A 16173-nucleotide genomic window follows, 5' to 3' on the forward strand; every position below is an offset into this window, starting at 1 on the left:
GCACTCAGGGTCACGCCGTTGCTGAAGGTGACCTTGCTGCGGTCGAAGTCACCCTCACCCGCACTCACGCCCGCCAGGCTGAAGCTGTGACTGGTCGCCTGCTCGCTCGCCGCGCTCAGGGTCACCTTGAAGGTCAGGTCTTGGCCCTCTTCGGCTTTCGCGCCCTCGTTGTTCACCGCCACCTCTTTGATGGTCGGCAGCGCGTCGTTGTCGACGATGGTACCGATGGCGTCTTTGCCGCCGACGGCCAGCTTCAGGGTCTCGTCCGCTTCATCCACGCTGTCGTTGATGGTCGGCACGGTCACGGTGAAGCTGCTGACACCGGCCGGCACCAGCACACTCTTGCCATCCGCACTCAGGGTCACGCCGTTGCTGAAGGTGACCTTGCTGCGGTCGAAGTCACCCTCACCCGCACTCACGCCCGCCAGGCTGAAGCTGTGACTGGTCGCCTGCTCGCTCGCCGCGCTCAGGGTCACCTTGAAGGTCAGGTCTTGGCCCTCTTCGGCTTTCGCGCCCTCGTTGTTCACCGCCACCTCTTTGATGGTCGTAGGGTCAACACTACCTTGGTCAATAGCATTACCTGTGTTGCCGGCCGGATCGGTCACAGTGGCGGTGACGGTATAAGAGCCTTCCGCCAGCGGGGTGGTCACATCCACGCTGTAACCACCACCCGACTGCACGGTGACAGTCAGGGTTTGCTGAGTGCCATTGGCGTCGGTCACGACCAGAGTGACAGTGCTGCCTGGAACCGCATTGGTAGTACCTGTGATAGTCGGTGTGGTGTCATTTGTATTGTCAGGCGCATCGACAGTGATCACTGGAGCTGTTACATCCACACTCCCTGAATCAGTCGCACTTCCGGAATTACCCGCAGGATCTGTCACTGTGGCGGTCACGGTATAAGAACCCTCGGCCAGTGGGGTAACCACATCTACGGTGAAGGTGCCAGCGGGTGTGACGGTAGCGGTCAGGGTTTGTTGATTACCGTTTGCATCGGTAACCAGCAGGGTGACGATGTTGCCAACGGGAGCATCCGTGGTTCCGGTCAGGGTCGGAGTGGTGTCATTGGTATTGTCTGGCGCTACCACAGAAATGGTGGGCGGAGTCAGGTCAAATACTTCATCCTCGCCAGCAGCACCAAGCGGTAGTTCACCATTGGTGTTGTAGGTGGTATCGAAGGTAGCTTCAGCAATGGTTGCGGAACCGGTACGGTCGATGGTGACAAAACCGCCGTTGCCACTGGCACCAGCGACGCCTCCAATACCGCCACCACCGGCGGCCGGTGCACCGCCTGCGGCAGAGGCTTCAAAGGCCTGGGTCGGGTCAGCGCCACCCAAAATGGCCTGTTGCAGGGCATTGATATCATCAGGAGTGCCAGCGGCACCATTTTGCGCCAGCTGGGGAGCATCCCCCTCTTCGGCAGGCTCACTCTGCTCGCTGGCCGGTTGCACAGTGAACGACTGTCCGCCGCCCATGAAACTGGCGCCATCCGGCGACATGATCACCGCCCCTTTCGGCAGCACATCACCTTCAGCTAACAGCTTCCGGCTGCCATCTGCGGCCACCAGATAAATTTGTCCTTTAAGTTGGGTTACGGTTACGCCCTGTTCCAAGGTAACGGCATTGGTGATCATGTTCTCTCCTGAATCCTGATTTGAATGCAATAAGCCACAGCCTACTTTGCAGACTGAGGGGAAAAATAACCAGCTCGAAAATTCGAAAGGATAGACCGATTTGAGGCTGAACTGTTCAGCCAGACAGAAGTGTATAAAACGAGGTTGCGAGAATGGCAAAAACTAAAATTATCAATAAATTACAGAGTAATGACGGGAGCATGACAAAGCATGCTCCCGTCAGGATTAACCCTATACACCCGCCCAGAGGATGATAGCCAGCAGCTGTGGCGAGATGATCCGCAGGAACATCACCAGCGGGTAGACAGTGGCGTATGAGAGCGCACTGGCGCCACTGGTCGGGTGCATTGCGTTGGCAAAGGCCAGCGCGGGAGGGTCTGTCATGGAGCCGGCCAGCAAGCCGCACAGGGTCAGATAATTCATCTTGCCGTAGAGGCGCGCCAACACACCGACCACCAGCAGCGGGATCAGGGTGATCGCCATGCCGTAGAGCATCCAGGCCGGGCCATCACCATTGATCAGGGTATCGACGAAGCCGGCACCGGACTTGAAGCCGACCACCGCCAGAAACAGCACGATCCCGATCTCCCGCAGCGCCAGGTTGGCACTGGGGGGCATGAACCAGTAGAGCTTGCCGATGCTGCCGATCCGCGACAGGATCAGCGCCACCACCAGCGGCCCACCCGCCAGACCCAATTTGAGAGCGGCCGGGAAACCGGGCAGATAGAAGGGGATGGAGCCGAGCAATACGCCAAGGCCAATCCCGATAAATACCGGCAACATCTGCACCTGCTGCAGTTTTTGCTGCACGTTGCCGACCACATTGGTCACGGCCTCGATGGCATCGAGGCGCCCCACCAGGTTGAGAATATCGCCAAACTGCAGGCTGGTCTGACTGGTCGGCACCAGTTCGATACCGGCACGGTTGAGACGGGAGATAACCACGTCATAGCGCTGTTTGATGTCCAGATCGCGGATCTTCTTGCCAAGAACCTGCTCGTTGGTCACCACTACCCGCTCGACGCGCAGATCGGTGCCGCGGGTCGAGAGCGAGGTCTCCACCTCCTCCCCCAATACCAGCAACACCTTGTGCAGCGCGTGGCGCTCACCCACCAGATGTAACAAGTCACCCAGTTCGATACGGGATTCCGGCCGTGGCACCATCAGCTCGTCGCCCCGTTTGAGCCGTGAACAGATGACATCAGACTCGTCGAGACTCGGGATCTCGCTCAGCATCAGGCCGTGCATGTTGGGGTTGCGTACCGCGATGTTGATGGTCTGCAAGCTCTCCTTGGTTTTACCGGTTTGCAGCTCGAACTGGGCGGCTTCATCGTCGATCTTGATGCGAAAGAAGACCCTGACCAGCCACATGGTGAGCAAAATGCCACAGATGCCAAACGGATAGGCAACCGCATATCCCATCCCCATCAGGCCGGTAGAACCGGGCGCGGCGCCCAGCTCGGCCAGGATCTGCTGGCCCGCACCGAGGGATGGCGTATTGGTGACGGCACCGGAGAAGACCCCCAGAATGACCGGCAACGGCACATCGAAAAATTGATGCAAGCCAGCGGCCACCACGCAGCCAAGGATGACCAGCAAAGCGGCAAACGCGTTGAGTTTGAGACCCGAACTGCGCAATGACGAGAAGAAACCCGGCCCGACCTGGATGCCGATGGTATAGACAAACAGGATCAGGCCAAATTCTTGAATAAAGTGAAGCGTTTGTGCATCCAGCGCGAGATCGGAGGCGCCTGCAAAGTGACCCACTATGATGCCGCCGAACAGCACCCCCCCTATTCCCAAGCCAACGCCATAGACTCGCCAGTTTCCCAGCCAGAGTCCTAGCACTGCCACCAGCGACAACATGCTGATGGAAAGCGCGATTTCACTCATTTCGTGCATCCTTTGCGAATTGAACTGGCCCTAGCTTGTCAGCAAACGCTGATGCCAACTGTGTGATACCGCACGAATTTATCCTTTTACGCGCCAAAAATACCAATTAAGGGCTAGTTGCAAGACGTTAGGCGACGTAGCCGTAAATGGCCATAAAGTGACAAACGCTGCCACCCAGCACAAAGAGATGCCAGATGGCGTGGTTATAGGGGATCTGCTTGGCCACATAGAAGATGACCCCGAGGCTGTAGATAAGGCCGCCAAGCCCGAGCAGCAGCAGCCCCTCACCGACCAGATGGATATAGAGCTGGTAGATGACCACCAGCGACAGCCAGCCCAGCATCAGATAGGTGAACAGCGACAACTTCTTGAAGCGGTTGATGAATATCAGCTTGAACACCACCCCGGCCAGCGCCAGTCCCCAGATCACCACCATCAGCCCGCGCGCCAGCGGCGTATCGAGCGCCACCAGCAGGAAGGGGGTATAGGTACCGGCGATCAACAGATAGATGGCGCAGTGATCAAACACCTTGCACCAGCGTCGCGCCTTGCCCTCCGCCATGCTGTGGTAGAGGGTCGAGGCGAGATAGAGCAGCACCAGACTGCCACCATAGAGGCTGTAGCTCACCAGCGCTTGCGTGCCCTGCCCCCACCCCTTGATGAGCAGCAGCACCAACCCGGCAATACCCAGCAACAATCCCGCTCCGTGGCTCAGCCGGTTGGCCAGCTCTTCCCGGGGGGAGTAATCCATCACACCACTCATAACATTCACTCCGTCATCATTGGCGACACTCTACCCAGCACCATTTCAGAGTACAAGTGTTCGCTTAAAAAATGGGGTGGCTGTCACCCGCCCCCCTTTGGTGTATGCTCTGCCGCCGATGCCCGACAGAAGCGGCATAGACACCTACCCCGGTGACCTGGTCTGGAGAACCTGATGAAGTTGACTGAGCTGTTTGCACAAGCGGATCCCGCCTTTGGCGAGGCGATGAGCACCTTGCTGGAGACCTTCCACCACTCCGACGACAGTCAGGCCCCCTACCAGCGCGACCTGTTCACCCATCAGCTCGACCAGTCCAGCATGCCCGCCAGCGGCTGCTCGACCGAGGCCTATCTCGCCCGGCTGGCTACTCTGGTACCCGGCGCCTCTCACCTCACCTCGCCACGCTACATGGGTCATATGACGGCACCATTGCCGGCCTTCACTGCCGAGCTCTCCCGTCTGGTGGTGATGCTCAACCAGAATCCGATGAAGATGGAGTCCTCCCGTCTGCTCAGCTTTCTGGAGCGGGAGGTGCTGGCCAAGCTGCACCGCCTCATCTACGGCATGGACGATGCTTTCTACGGCGAACAGATGCATGCCAAGGATGCCGCCCTCGGCGTCATGACCAGCGGCGGCACCATCGCCAACGTCACCGCCCTCTGGCTGGCCCGCAACCGCGCCTGCGGCGACAACCTGTTCGCCCTCTACGAGCAGGGCTATCGCGGCGCCGTCATTCTAGGTTCACGGCTGATGCACTACTCCTTCGACAAGGGGATGGATTTGCTGGGGCTGGGCGCTCGCAGCGTCTGGCGCCTCGAGACCGACGAGCAGAACCGGCTCAGTCTGGCTGCGCTGGAACAGGCGCTGCTCCAGTGCAAAGAGCAGAAATTGAAGGTGCTGGCGCTGGTCGGCGTGGCGGGCAGCACCGACTTTGGCTCCATCGATCCGCTGCCGGAGCTGGCTGCCATCGCCGAGCGCGAGCAGATCCACTTCCACGTGGATGCCGCCTGGGGTGGCCCTACCCTCTTCTCCCCCCGCTATCAAAACCTGCTGGCCGGGATCGAGCACGCCGATACCGTCACTCTGGATGGCCACAAACAGCTGCTGGTGCCGCTCGGTACCGGCATGCTGCTCTGCCGCCAGCCCGACCTGATGATGGCGGTCAAACGGGAGGCGCCCTACGCCATTCGTGCCACCTCGTTTGATCAGGGCCGCTTTACGCTTGAGGGCACCCGCCCGGCCAATGCCCTCTATCTGGATGCCGCCTTCCAGCTGTTCGGCCAGCAAGGCTATGCCGACCTCATCGAGGCCAACTACGACCGGGCCCGACTGATGGCCGAGCTCATCACCAGTAATCCGGCCTTCGAGCTGATGTCTGCTCCGGTGATGAACCTGCTCTCCTATCGCTGCATCCCGCCCCATCTGCAGGGCAAGGTGCTGGATGAAGCGGCCAACGAGCAGATCAACGACTTCAACGTAGCGCTGCAAAAAGCCCAGCGCGCCGAGGGGCACAGCTTTGTCTCCCGTACCCAGCGCGCCGTGGTGCGCTACGGTGCCCAACCCCTCACCCTGCTGCGCGCCGTGCTGCTCAACCCCCTGATTGAAGAGCGCCATATCCGCGACCTGCTGGCCGATCAGCAGCGACTGGGGATCTCCATTGCTCGCCAACTGTTTGGCGGCAGCGCGGAACCGGCGTAAAAATGAGCGGTCTTATTCATTTGCCGTTGTCCACCGTGCAGGTAGACTGGGCAAAATTTGCAGGCCATCTTTGAGGACTAGGCGTCAGAAATGAAGCAATTTATTGAATTTATTCCACTTATCGTTTTTTTTGCGGTCTACAAGTTCTACGACATCTACATGGCGACCGGCGCCCTGGTGGTGGTCACCGGTCTGCAGCTCGCCTACAGCTGGATCCGCTATCGCAAGGTCGAGAAGATGCAGCTATTCACCTTCCTGCTGGTCGGCTTCTTTGGCGGTCTCACCGTATTCTTCCACGATGACACCTTCATCAAGTGGAAAGTGACCGTCATCAACGCCCTGTTTGCGCTGGGTCTGCTCATCAGCCGGTATGGCTTTGGCAAGAATCTGATAAAGCAGATGCTGGCCAAAGAGCTGCAGGCACCCGACGCCATCTGGGATCGGGTCAACCTCGGCTGGGCCGGTTTCTTTGCCGTCTGCGGCCTGCTCAATCTCTACGTGGCGTTCAACCTGCCGCAAGAGATGTGGGTCAACTTCAAGGTGTTCGGCCTGCTGGGGATGACGCTGGTCTTTACCCTGCTGAGCGGCGTCTATCTCTATCGCCACATCCCTGCCGAGCAGTTGTCCCAGCAAAAAGACGAACCAAAAAAATAACCCTCATCAGAAAAGGATTGTCTCATGTGGTATCTCATCTACTCAGAAGATGTTCCCGATAGCCTGCCACTGCGCAAGCAGGTTCGCCCTGCCCATCTGGCTCGCCTGCAAGCCCTGCAGGATGAAGGTCGCCTGCTGACCGCGGGTCCTAATCCTGCCATCGATGCAGAGGATCCGGCCGATGCCGGTTTTACCGGCAGCACCGTCATCGCCGAGTTTGCCTCGCAGGCGGACGCCAAAGCCTGGGCTGATGCCGACCCTTATGTGACCGCCGGTGTTTACGCCAAGGTCACCATCAAGCCGTTCAAAAAGGTCTTCTGACCACAAAGCGAATAGCGAAATAAAAAAGGCCAGACTGGAAGTTCATTCCAGTCAGGCCTTTTTGCATCCCGATATCTCGTTTATGCCTTGGCGACAAACCAGGGATTGAGGATCTCGGGCTTGTTGTAGGCAAGGGATGAGCCATCGAGTTGGGTGACGCTGCCACCCGCCCCCTCCAGCACAGCCTGCGCCGCACCGGTGTCCCACTCGCAGGTGGGGGCGAGACGTGGATAGAGCTCGGCGCCCCCCTCGGCAATGATGCAGAACTTGAGGGAGCTGCCCATGGAGACCAGCTCGATCTCGCCAAAAGGAGCCAAGAAATCGAGGGTCTCCTGCGACAGGTGGTTGCGACTGCCCACCACTCGCCACGCCTCGCCTTCACGATGAGGCCGGGTCTGGATAGGCTCGCGCTTGCCATCGGCGATGCGCCAGGCACCGAGACCCTTTCCGCCATACCAGAGCTTGTCCAGCACAGGGGCATAGACCAGCCCCCAGCGCGGCGCCCCCCCTTCAATCAGCGCGATATTGACGGTGAACTCGCCGTTGCGGGAGACAAACTCCTTGGTGCCGTCGAGGGGATCCACCAGCCAGTAGCGGGACCAGCCGTGGCGCGCCGCCATCACCTCGGGGCCCGACTCCTCTGACAATACGGGGATGTCTGGGGTCAATCGCGCCAGCGCCTGCACAATCACCTCATGAGCCCCCTTGTCGGCCGCCGTGAGCGGGCTCTCGTCGCTCTTGTACTCCACCGCGAAGGGCTGGCTATAGATGGCCATGATGGCCGCTCCCGCCGCGCGGGCGACAGGTTCAAGTTCGGTGATATCGGGGTGGTACAGGGGATGATCCATAACAATCTCGTCCAACTCACAGGGTCAACCAGTGTAACCCTTTTGACATCAACTGCTTATAGCCGATTGTGCTGGGTTATTACAGCTCGGTGGCCGCCAGCCCATTGCCCTCACTTGAACAACACCTGAAATAACAAAGGACGCCGTGGCGTCCCTTGTTATTTCTAGCGACCGGTCTCAGGCCGCGGGCCTATTTTGCAACTCAGATCCCCTGACGGGCTTCCTGCATCAGCAGGCGCATATCGCTCACGGCTTTGGCCAGACCATCGAAGGCGGCACGGCCGATGATGGCGTGGCCGATGTTGAGCTCATAGAGCTCGGGGATAGCAGCGATAGCCTTGACGTTGTGGTAGTGCAGGCCGTGGCCGGCATTGACCTTCAAGCCCTTGCCAGCGGCATAGGAGGCACCGGCGGCGATGCGCTTGAACTCGGCGTTGCGCTCGGCATCTGTGGTGGCATCGGCATAACGGCCAGTGTGGATCTCGATAAAGGGGGCACCACTCTCGGCAGCCGCATCGATCTGGATGGGATCGGCGTCGATAAAGAGGGATACCTGGGCCCCCACCGCGGAGAGACGGGCAACGGCGTCAGTCACCTTGTCCAGCTGACCGGCCACGTCCAGACCGCCCTCGGTGGTCACTTCGGTGCGCTTCTCAGGCACCAGACAGACGAAGTGGGGCTTGATGCGGCAGGCGATGCCGATCATCTCTTCGGTCACCGCCATCTCCAGGTTCATTCTGGTCTGGATAGTCTGGCGCAGGATCTCCACGTCGCGGTCGGTGATGTGGCGGCGATCTTCACGCAGATGCACGGTGATACCATCGGCCCCTGCTTGTTCAGCAACAAAAGCGGCCTGCACCGGATCCGGATACTGGGTGCCACGGGCGTTACGCAGGGTGGCAATATGGTCGATGTTCACACCCAGATAGATTTCACTCATTGAGAACTCCTTGAAAAGCTTCATCTGTTGACTGCGCGGCTACCGCGCGGATATCCATATATCAGCTAGTAGGTTCGATTAGCGCAGCGTAATCGGACGTAGGTAACATTCTTACCGTGCCGGGTAACGCAGCAGGACGGTTAACCCAAGCTATTGCGGCGTTTTAAAAACAGCTCCCGACTCTTTAACTGGCGCTTGCCCAGATAGGGTTGCAGTGCCAGTCGGCTGAAACGTTTGGCCGCCTGCAGCAAGGGAGGGGTATCGAAACGTCCCTCGGCAAAGGCGAGCAGGTGGGCACCGAGAAACAGGGTACGGGGATCCGGCGCCCGCTCGCAAGCAACAAAGCCCAATTCACGCTCGAAGCCATAGAGCAGGGTCGGCTCGATGGGCGACTCGTCGTCCGCCGTGTATTCGAAATCCACCGCATAGCCGAGCGCCTGCAACAGCAGGAACTCGAAGCGGCGCAGCGGCAGCTCCGGCATCTCGCCATCGGCCAGCGCCATGATGGCACGGGCATAGGCATCGAACACCTCGGGGAACGGTGTGTGCGCTTCCAGCAGGTAGTAAACCAGCTCGTTGAGATAGAGGCCGTAGAAGAGGCGATCGCCGCCGAGTCGCAGGGAGTGATCCGGGCATTCGACCTGGGTGAGGTTCTTGAGATCGCCCTTGCCGCGCCAGGCGATGGTGAGCAGGGTAAAGGGTTGCAACAGCCCCTTGAGAGGGGAACGTGGCCCGCGAGAACCGCGAGCCACCAGAGTAAATCGGCCACTATCCTGGGTGAAGACCTCGACCAGCTGGCTGGTCTCCCGATAGGGCCGACTGTGGATGACGAAAGCCGGGGTCAGCAATCAGTCGTCACCATACCCGAGGCTGCGCAGGGCGCGCTCATCATCAGCCCAGCCCGACTTGACCTTGACCCACAGCTCGAGGTGCACCTTGTTCTGGAACAGACGTTCCATATCGAGGCGCGCTTCGGTGCCGATGGTCTTGATCTTCTCGCCCTTGTTGCCGATGACCATCTTCTTCTGGCCATCGCGCTCGACCAGGATCAGGCCGTGGATGTGGTAGAGGCCGTTCTCTTCCACCTTGAAGCGCTCGATCTCCACCGTCACCGAGTAGGGCAGCTCCTCACCGGTGAAGCGCATCAGCTTCTCGCGGATGATTTCGGAGGCCATAAAGCGGGAGGAGCGGTCAGTCACGTAATCTTCCGGGAAGAAATGGACGTTTTCCGGCAGCAGATCCTTGGCCCACTCGCGGATCTTCTCCACGTTGGTGCCCTTTTCGGCACTGATGGGCAGAATATGGGCGAAGTTCATCTGTTGGCCCAGCCACTCGAGGTGGGGCAGCAGATCTTCTTTCTCTTTGACGTTGTCGATCTTGTTGACCGCCAGCACCACCGGGCACTTGAGATTGCGCAGCTTGCCCAGCACCATCTCGTCGTCTTTGGTCCAGTGGGTACCGTCGACCATGAACACCACCATGGCCACATCACCCAGCGAACTGGTGGCGGCACGGTTCATCAGGCGGTTGATGGCCCGTTTCTCTTCAATGTGCAGACCCGGGGTGTCGACATAGATGGTCTGGTAGTTATCCTCGGTGTCGATCCCCAAAATCCGGTGACGGGTGGTCTGGGGCTTCTTCGAGGTGATGCTGACCTTCTGGCCAAGCAGCTTGTTGAGCAGGGTGGACTTGCCCACATTCGGTCGGCCCACGATGGCAACAAAGCCGCAGTAGGTAGTATCTGTCATGACAGTTTTTCCAATGCTTGCTGCGCAGCGGCCTGTTCGGCCTTGCGACGGCTGGTGCCGACCCCTTTGATCGGACCATCCAGACCTTCCACGTCACACTGGACGGTGAACTCCTGGTTGTGGGCCTCACCCTTGACGTTGGTCACAGTGTAGGTTGGCAGGGATTTGCGGCTTCCCTGCAAAATTTCTTGCAGACGGGTCTTGGGATCTTTCTGCTCGATGCCCGGCTTGATCTCTTCCAGGCGGCTGGCGTACCAGCTCAGCAGCAGTGTCCGCACCGTCTCAAGATTGGTATCCAGATAGACGGCACCGATCACCGCCTCGACCGTGTCGGCCAGAATGGATTCACGGCGAAAACCGCCGCTCTTGAGTTCGCCGGGACCGAGGATCAGGTGATCCCCGAGGTCAAACTCCCGGCCCAGTTCGGCCAGGGTCTTCTCGCGCACCAGGGTGGCGCGCATCCGGCTGAGATCCCCTTCCGCCGCTTGCGGGAAGCGGTGGAAGAGATCGTCGGCAATCACCAGACTCAAAATCGAGTCACCCAGAAATTCCAGTCGTTCATTGTGACGGGAGCCGGCGCTGCGGTGAGTCAGCGCACGGGTCAGCAGTTCCAGATCCGCAAAAACATGCCCGAGACGGGACTGCAGTCTGTTCATCTTGATATTCATTTACTTGATTCCGCCAATGCGGTTGAAGCGCACACCTGTCGGTATCCAACTTGGCAGCAGGGAGCCTTCTTCGCGCTCGAATTCAAAACTTATCCAGATAGCGACCGCCTTGCCGACCAGATTCTGCTCGGGCACAAAGCCCCAGAAGCGGCTGTCGGTGCTGTTGTCGCGGTTGTCGCCCATCACGAAATACTGGCCTTCCGGTACGACCCATTCGTCGGGGTAGGTGCCGGGCTGGCGATAGTAACGGCCAACCATGTCGGGCATCAGCGGATTGCGCAGGGTCTCGTGGGAGACATCACCCAACTGCTCGGTATAGCGGTCAAGGGGGATCCCCATCTGGGTAAATTCGCCTCTTTGTTCAAACTTGACGTCGAGCTTCTTGAAGCCCGGGCACGTTTTCCCTTCCTGCTCCTCGCACTTGGGCCGGATCATCAGCTCCTTGTTGCGATAGATAACCCGATCACCCGGCATGCCGACCACCCGCTTGATGTAGTCAACGCGCGGTTCAAGGGGGTACTTGAACACCACCACGTCGCCGCGCTTGGGCTCGCCAGTCTCGAGGAACTTGGTGTTGGTCACCGGGTCCCGCAGACCATAGGCAAATTTTTCCACCAGGATGAAGTCGCCCACCAGCAGGGTGGGCATCATGGAACCTGACGGGATCTGGAACGGTTCAAAAATGAACGAACGCAGGATCAGCACAAAGGTGATGACCGGGAAGACCCCGGCGGTCTGCTCAATCCAGACCGGCACAGGGGCCACCTTGGCTAGGGTCTTCTCATCCAGGTGGGCACCGCCATGGGCACGAGCCACGGCAATCTTGGCGGCGCGCTGCTTGGACCAAATCATCTTGTCCAGACACCAGATAACACCGGTGATCGCGCAGACCACCACCAGGATCAGGGAAAACGTGCTTGCCATCTATTAATCCTTTCCGACGTGGAGAATCGCGAGGAAGGCTTCCTGCGGCACGTCGACACGGCCGAGGGACTTCATCCGCTTCTTACCTTCTTTCTGCTTGTTCAGCAGTTTCTTCTTACGACTCACGTCACCACCGTAGCACTTGGCGGTCACGTCTTTACGCAGCGCCTTGACGGTACTGCGGGCGATGATCTGGTTGCCGATGGAGGCCTGAATAGCGATGTCGAACATCTGGCGCGGGATCAGCTCGCGCATCTTCTCAACCACCTGGCGACCGCGATACTGGGCGTTCTCCTTGTGGGTGATGATGGCCAGCGCATCGACCCGCTCACCGTTGATCATGATGTCCAGACGGACCATGTCAGAGGTTTCGAAGCGCTTGAAGCCGTAATCCAGCGAGGCGTAACCGCGACTGGTGGATTTCAGGCGGTCGAAGAAGTCGAGTACCACTTCTGCCATCGGGATTTCATAGGTCAGTGCCACCTGCTTGCCGTGATAGACCATGTTGGTCTGCACGCCACGCTTCTCGATACAGAGGGTGATCACGTTGCCCATATACTCCTGCGGCAACAGGATATGGCACTCGGCGATCGGCTCACGCATCTCTTTGATATTGTTGACCGCAGGCATCGCCGACGGGCTATCGATGTGGATGGTCTCGCCGTTGTTCAGCTCGATTTCATAGACCACGGTCGGCGCCGTGGTGATCAGATCCAGATCGTATTCCCGCTCCAGACGCTCCTGAATGATCTCCATGTGCAGCATGCCAAGGAAGCCGCAACGGAAGCCGAAGCCCAGCGCAGTGGAGCTCTCCGGTTCGAAGAATAGGGAGGCATCGTTGAGCGACAGCTTGTCGAGGGCGTCACGGAACGACTCGTAGTCATCGCTGGAAATGGGGAACAGACCGGCATAAACCTGCGGCTTCACCTTCTTGAAACCGGCCAGCGCCTTGTCGGCACCGTTCTTGGCCTGGGTCAGGGTATCGCCCACCGGCGCGCCGTGGATGTCCTTGATACCGCAGACAACCCAACCTACCTCGCCGCAACCCAGACCCTGGGTATCCACCTGCTTGGGCGTGAAGATACCGATACGATCGACACCCCATACCTGGCCGGTACTCATCACCTTGATCTTGTCGTTCTTCTTCAGCGAACCGTTCTTGACCCGCACCAGCGAGACGACGCCCAGATAGGAGTCAAACCAGGAGTCGATGATCAACGCCTGCAGCGGGGCATCCGGATCACCTTCCGGTGCCGGGATGCGGGCAACGATCTCTTCCAGCACCAGATCGACACCGAGGCCGGTCTTGGCGGAGCAGCGTACCGCGTCCATCGCATCGATGCCGACGATATCTTCGATCTCCTCGGCAACCCGCTCCGGTTCTGCCGCAGGCAAATCAATCTTGTTCAGCACCGGCACCACTTCCAGCTCCATTTCCATGGCGGTGTAGCAGTTGGCCAGAGTCTGTGCCTCAACCCCCTGGCCGGCATCCACCACCAGCAGCGCCCCTTCACAGGCCGCCAAAGAGCGGGAGACCTCGTAGGAGAAATCCACATGGCCCGGGGTGTCGATAAAGTTCAGCTGGTAGGTGTTACCGTCTTGTGCCTGGTAGTTCAGGGTCACACTCTGTGCTTTGATGGTAATGCCGCGCTCGCGCTCCAGATCCATGGAGTCAAGCACCTGAGCCTGCATCTCGCGGTCGGACAAGCCACCGCAAGTCTGGATCAGACGGTCCGACAGGGTCGATTTACCGTGGTCGATGTGCGCAATAATCGAAAAGTTACGAATGTGTTTCATCGAGCAAGAGTCACTCAAAATTGGTTAAGGTCAGTTATGGAGGCGCGATTTTACTGGATAACCCGGCTGACGGCCATTCTTTAGTCGCCAGCGCCAGTGAAATAGCGCCTGTTCGGTCAGGGGAGGATGCGGACAGGAACCACCACGCCAAGCATCTGCGGGCCGTAGCGCCCCTGATCCAGGCGGTTGGAAAAGTAACGAACCAGTAAAAAGCCCAGCACGCCCCCCAGCAGGCAGCAGAGAATGGTGATCCCCTCCCCGCCCGAGAGCAGCGGCGCCAGCCAGAGCTGCCCCAACAGGGCCCCCACCAGCAAGCAGAACAGCGGCAGCACATAGACCAGCGCCGCCCCGCGCAGCAGACTCGCCTGCGGGATGCCGAGCCTCACTTGCTGGCCAATCCGCACCTCGACGGTCAGCCTGACCCGCAAGCGGGGAGCTTTCAGGGGAAATGCCTTGGCCACGGTGCCGGTACCGCAACTGGATTGCTGCTGGCAGCCACTGCAGGCGGAGCGCCGCTCGCACTCCACCCAGGCATGGTCACCCTCAATGGCCACCACGGTCGCCAGCTCTTCACTCATCTCGTTCACGGCAACACCTCGTGCTCATGCAATGGCAGGATCTGAACACGACTTGCAGTCTGCGGCAAGCTGGGCACCACAGTCAGCCCAGAGCATGGACTCACTGCACGGCCTCGTTGCGGGCCAGCGGCTGGACCGACTCGGCGATGCGCTTGGCGGTCTCGGCAGGCACTTCCCCGACCACTGTGATCTCGACCCCCACTTCGTTGACATAGCTCACCAGCGAGGTCGCGCCCTGGCGGATCAGCTGCTGGCGCACCGCCTGCTTGGGATCCACCCGGGAGACATAGACAGAGAGATCCACCAGCCCGTCAGAGAGCATCATGTAATCCACCGGCATACTGGTGGTCACCAGCTGGTGCCGGTCTTGCGACAGCACCTTGAAGCCATCGGGCAGCCAGGTGATCTGCCAGTTCAGCGCCTGCTGCGGCGCCGGATAGGCATCCTCCAGCGCCAGCGCCGGAGGCTGCTTGCTGTTGGCCAGCTTCACCAGCCAGGGGGCCGGTTTGCTCTGCAGATCCAGCTCGACACCGAGTACCTGCTCCACCAGATTGCCTTCCCGCTCGACCATGTCGATCCGCAGCAGTAAGTGGCTCTGCTCGTCAATCCAGAGCACGAAACCATATTTGTCGGCCTCTTTAGGCACCAGCCTTACCACCTGCGCCACCACACCGGCGACCCGGCTGCGACCGGCCAGCACCGGATCATAGCTCTCCAGCACCTGGGCCAGCGGCATCTTCACCAGGGTCGACCAGATGCCGGGGAAGCGGGCATCCTTCAGGGTGTAGGGATCGTGGCTGTTTTCAAAGAAGGTGTATTCGTTCTGGCGCTGGAGATACTCGATCGCCTTGCCATCGAGATAACTGAGGTGGGCCACTTCCTTGCCGTTGATCACGGCATGGCTGATCCGGATCGGTTCAAGACGCCCCTGACGGGCCTTGACCATGGACAACTCGAAATTCTGTTGCTGCACGGCACTCTGCATCTGCTGCAACAAGGCCTCGGCCGACTTATCGTCGGCCGAGGCCTTGGCACTGATCAGCAGGAGAGAGGCCAGCAAAATACGGCTGGACTGGCGCACGTTTGTATCCCTGACAATTCGTTATTGTTGGATCTGCCTGTCTTGCAACAGGCGCTGCTGCAACTGGTGGTCACGCAGGAAGGCGTTGATCCGCTCCCGCTGCTCCTGCATCTGCTGTTCGGTCAGCCCTTGCTGACGGGCACGGGCGCCATCCTGTTGCGGATAGTGAACACTCACCGGCGCCGCACTGCCACCGATAGGGATGGTATTGAGCACCGGATTGGCCGGAACGCCATCCTGTCCCTGATACTGCTGCACGCCGAAGATAACGGCAGCAGCCACGGATGCCGCAATGGCATATTGACCGAGTTGCTGACCGACCCGGCGGAACAACGGAACCACATTGGAATCTGTCTTGACCGGTGCAATGGCAGGTTGCTGCACAGGAGCCGTCTCAACCGGCTTGGGTGCCAGTATGGTGGGCTCATCCTCCAGCGCAGCCATGATGCTGTCACTGAGATCCAGTTGCAGATTGACCGGCAGGTCACCCCGCATGGCATCGCCGATCAGGTGGTAACGACCCCAGGTAGCTTGCAAGTCGGAGTCCATCTCCAGCTCGTTCAGTACCTCTGCGTCAATCAGGTCACCATCCATCAGGGCAGAGATTTGCTCTTTATTTGCCATAA

16 protein-coding genes are annotated in these 16173 nt (G+C 59.4%); 3 read left to right on the top strand and 13 right to left on the bottom strand.

All coding sequences use genetic code 11. The features are described from left to right. The 3 genes from OKC27_RS16745 to trhA form a co-directional block, all read right to left on the bottom strand. On the bottom strand, window positions 1–1634 hold a 1634-nt coding region (locus tag OKC27_RS16745; protein WP_270806516.1), incomplete at its 3' end, for a retention module-containing protein. A gap of 231 nt (window positions 1635–1865) precedes the next feature. Then, the gene (locus tag OKC27_RS16750) at window positions 1866–3527 is read right to left on the bottom strand and encodes a putative transporter (protein WP_021229463.1); all 1662 of its coding nucleotides are present in this window, start codon (window positions 3525–3527) and stop codon (window positions 1866–1868) included. 127 nt (window positions 3528–3654) lie between these two features. Next, entirely contained in the window at window positions 3655–4290 is a 636-nt protein-coding gene (trhA, locus tag OKC27_RS16755; RefSeq protein ID WP_182938137.1) for a PAQR family membrane homeostasis protein TrhA, read from the bottom strand. A gap of 174 nt (window positions 4291–4464) precedes the next feature. On the opposite strand from trhA, the gene OKC27_RS16760 reads away from it, so the two are divergent. The 3 genes from OKC27_RS16760 to OKC27_RS16770 all read left to right on the top strand — a co-directional run bounded on the left by OKC27_RS16760 (window position 4465) and on the right by OKC27_RS16770 (window position 6963). Further along, complete coding sequence (locus OKC27_RS16760) at window positions 4465–5988, top strand: aminotransferase class V-fold PLP-dependent enzyme (RefSeq protein WP_182938138.1); 1524 nt, start codon at window positions 4465–4467, stop codon at window positions 5986–5988. Between the two features lie 90 nt (window positions 5989–6078). Next, window positions 6079–6642 carry a septation protein A gene (locus tag OKC27_RS16765; protein ID WP_182938139.1) on the top strand — a complete coding sequence of 188 codons (564 nt, stop codon included), beginning with the start codon at window positions 6079–6081 and terminating at the stop codon, window positions 6640–6642. 24 nt (window positions 6643–6666) lie between these two features. After that, window positions 6667–6963: a YciI family protein gene (locus tag OKC27_RS16770; RefSeq protein ID WP_005335344.1), complete on the top strand. Its 297-nt coding sequence runs from the start codon at window positions 6667–6669 to the stop codon at window positions 6961–6963. 80 nt (window positions 6964–7043) lie between these two features. On the opposite strand, the gene cysQ is transcribed toward OKC27_RS16770, so the two are convergent. The 10 genes from cysQ to OKC27_RS16820 form a co-directional block, all read right to left on the bottom strand. Beyond that, window positions 7044–7811: a 3'(2'),5'-bisphosphate nucleotidase CysQ gene (gene cysQ, locus OKC27_RS16775; RefSeq protein ID WP_420000829.1), complete on the bottom strand. Its 768-nt coding sequence runs from the start codon at window positions 7809–7811 to the stop codon at window positions 7044–7046. Window positions 7812–8013: 202 nt separating this feature from the next. After that, window positions 8014–8751 (bottom strand): pyridoxine 5'-phosphate synthase, encoded by a 738-nt coding sequence (pdxJ, locus tag OKC27_RS16780; RefSeq protein WP_005335389.1) that lies wholly within the window; start codon window positions 8749–8751, stop codon window positions 8014–8016. 140 nt (window positions 8752–8891) lie between these two features. Beyond that, window positions 8892–9599 carry a DNA repair protein RecO gene (gene recO / locus OKC27_RS16785; RefSeq protein WP_182938140.1) on the bottom strand — a complete coding sequence of 236 codons (708 nt, stop codon included), beginning with the start codon at window positions 9597–9599 and terminating at the stop codon, window positions 8892–8894. Further along, window positions 9600–10499 carry a GTPase Era gene (era, locus tag OKC27_RS16790; protein ID WP_005335393.1) on the bottom strand — a complete coding sequence of 300 codons (900 nt, stop codon included), beginning with the start codon at window positions 10497–10499 and terminating at the stop codon, window positions 9600–9602. Then, the gene (gene rnc, locus OKC27_RS16795; protein WP_058058543.1) at window positions 10496–11167 is read right to left on the bottom strand and encodes a ribonuclease III; all 672 of its coding nucleotides are present in this window, start codon (window positions 11165–11167) and stop codon (window positions 10496–10498) included. Before rnc ends, era begins: the two co-directional genes overlap by 4 nt. Then, on the bottom strand, window positions 11168–12091 hold the full coding sequence (gene lepB, locus OKC27_RS16800; RefSeq protein ID WP_182938141.1) for a signal peptidase I: 924 nt from the start codon (window positions 12089–12091) through the stop codon (window positions 11168–11170). Window positions 12092–12094: 3 nt separating this feature from the next. Continuing rightward, window positions 12095–13888, bottom strand: a complete 1794-nt coding sequence (lepA, locus tag OKC27_RS16805) for a translation elongation factor 4 (protein ID WP_182938142.1) — start codon at window positions 13886–13888, stop codon at window positions 12095–12097. 116 nt (window positions 13889–14004) lie between these two features. Then, entirely contained in the window at window positions 14005–14466 is a 462-nt protein-coding gene (locus OKC27_RS16810; protein WP_058053241.1) for a SoxR reducing system RseC family protein, read from the bottom strand. Between the two features lie 100 nt (window positions 14467–14566). Next, on the bottom strand, window positions 14567–15547 hold the full coding sequence (locus OKC27_RS16815; protein ID WP_042657248.1) for a MucB/RseB C-terminal domain-containing protein: 981 nt from the start codon (window positions 15545–15547) through the stop codon (window positions 14567–14569). A gap of 21 nt (window positions 15548–15568) precedes the next feature. Further along, entirely contained in the window at window positions 15569–16171 is a 603-nt protein-coding gene (locus tag OKC27_RS16820; protein ID WP_182938143.1) for an RseA family anti-sigma factor, read from the bottom strand. Window positions 16172–16173 lie beyond the last annotated feature (2 nt).

The sequence above is a fragment of the Aeromonas sp. QDB62 genome (assembly GCF_027705695.1).
Taxonomy (GTDB): domain Bacteria; phylum Pseudomonadota; class Gammaproteobacteria; order Enterobacterales; family Aeromonadaceae; genus Aeromonas; species Aeromonas allosaccharophila.

Bases quoted from the DNA above. Each gene is read 5' to 3' on its own strand.
- cysQ (WP_420000829.1), bottom strand. From the start codon at position 7,811: ATGGATCATCCCCTGTACCACCCCGATATCACCGAACTTGAACCTGTC.
- OKC27_RS16810 (WP_058053241.1), bottom strand. From the start codon at position 14,466: ATGAGTGAAGAGCTGGCGACCGTGGTGGCCATTGAGGGTGACCATGCC.
- rnc (WP_058058543.1), bottom strand. From the start codon at position 11,167: ATGAATATCAAGATGAACAGACTGCAGTCCCGTCTCGGGCATGTTTTT.
- OKC27_RS16760 (WP_182938138.1), top strand. From the start codon at position 4,465: ATGAAGTTGACTGAGCTGTTTGCACAAGCGGATCCCGCCTTTGGCGAG.
- trhA (WP_182938137.1), bottom strand. From the start codon at position 4,290: ATGAGTGGTGTGATGGATTACTCCCCCCGGGAAGAGCTGGCCAACCGG.
- lepA (WP_182938142.1), bottom strand. From the start codon at position 13,888: ATGAAACACATTCGTAACTTTTCGATTATTGCGCACATCGACCACGGT.
- era (WP_005335393.1), bottom strand. From the start codon at position 10,499: ATGACAGATACTACCTACTGCGGCTTTGTTGCCATCGTGGGCCGACCG.
- OKC27_RS16770 (WP_005335344.1), top strand. From the start codon at position 6,667: ATGTGGTATCTCATCTACTCAGAAGATGTTCCCGATAGCCTGCCACTG.
- lepB (WP_182938141.1), bottom strand. From the start codon at position 12,091: ATGGCAAGCACGTTTTCCCTGATCCTGGTGGTGGTCTGCGCGATCACC.
- OKC27_RS16750 (WP_021229463.1), bottom strand. From the start codon at position 3,527: ATGAGTGAAATCGCGCTTTCCATCAGCATGTTGTCGCTGGTGGCAGTG.
- OKC27_RS16765 (WP_182938139.1), top strand. From the start codon at position 6,079: ATGAAGCAATTTATTGAATTTATTCCACTTATCGTTTTTTTTGCGGTC.
- pdxJ (WP_005335389.1), bottom strand. From the start codon at position 8,751: ATGAGTGAAATCTATCTGGGTGTGAACATCGACCATATTGCCACCCTG.
- OKC27_RS16820 (WP_182938143.1), bottom strand. From the start codon at position 16,171: ATGGCAAATAAAGAGCAAATCTCTGCCCTGATGGATGGTGACCTGATT.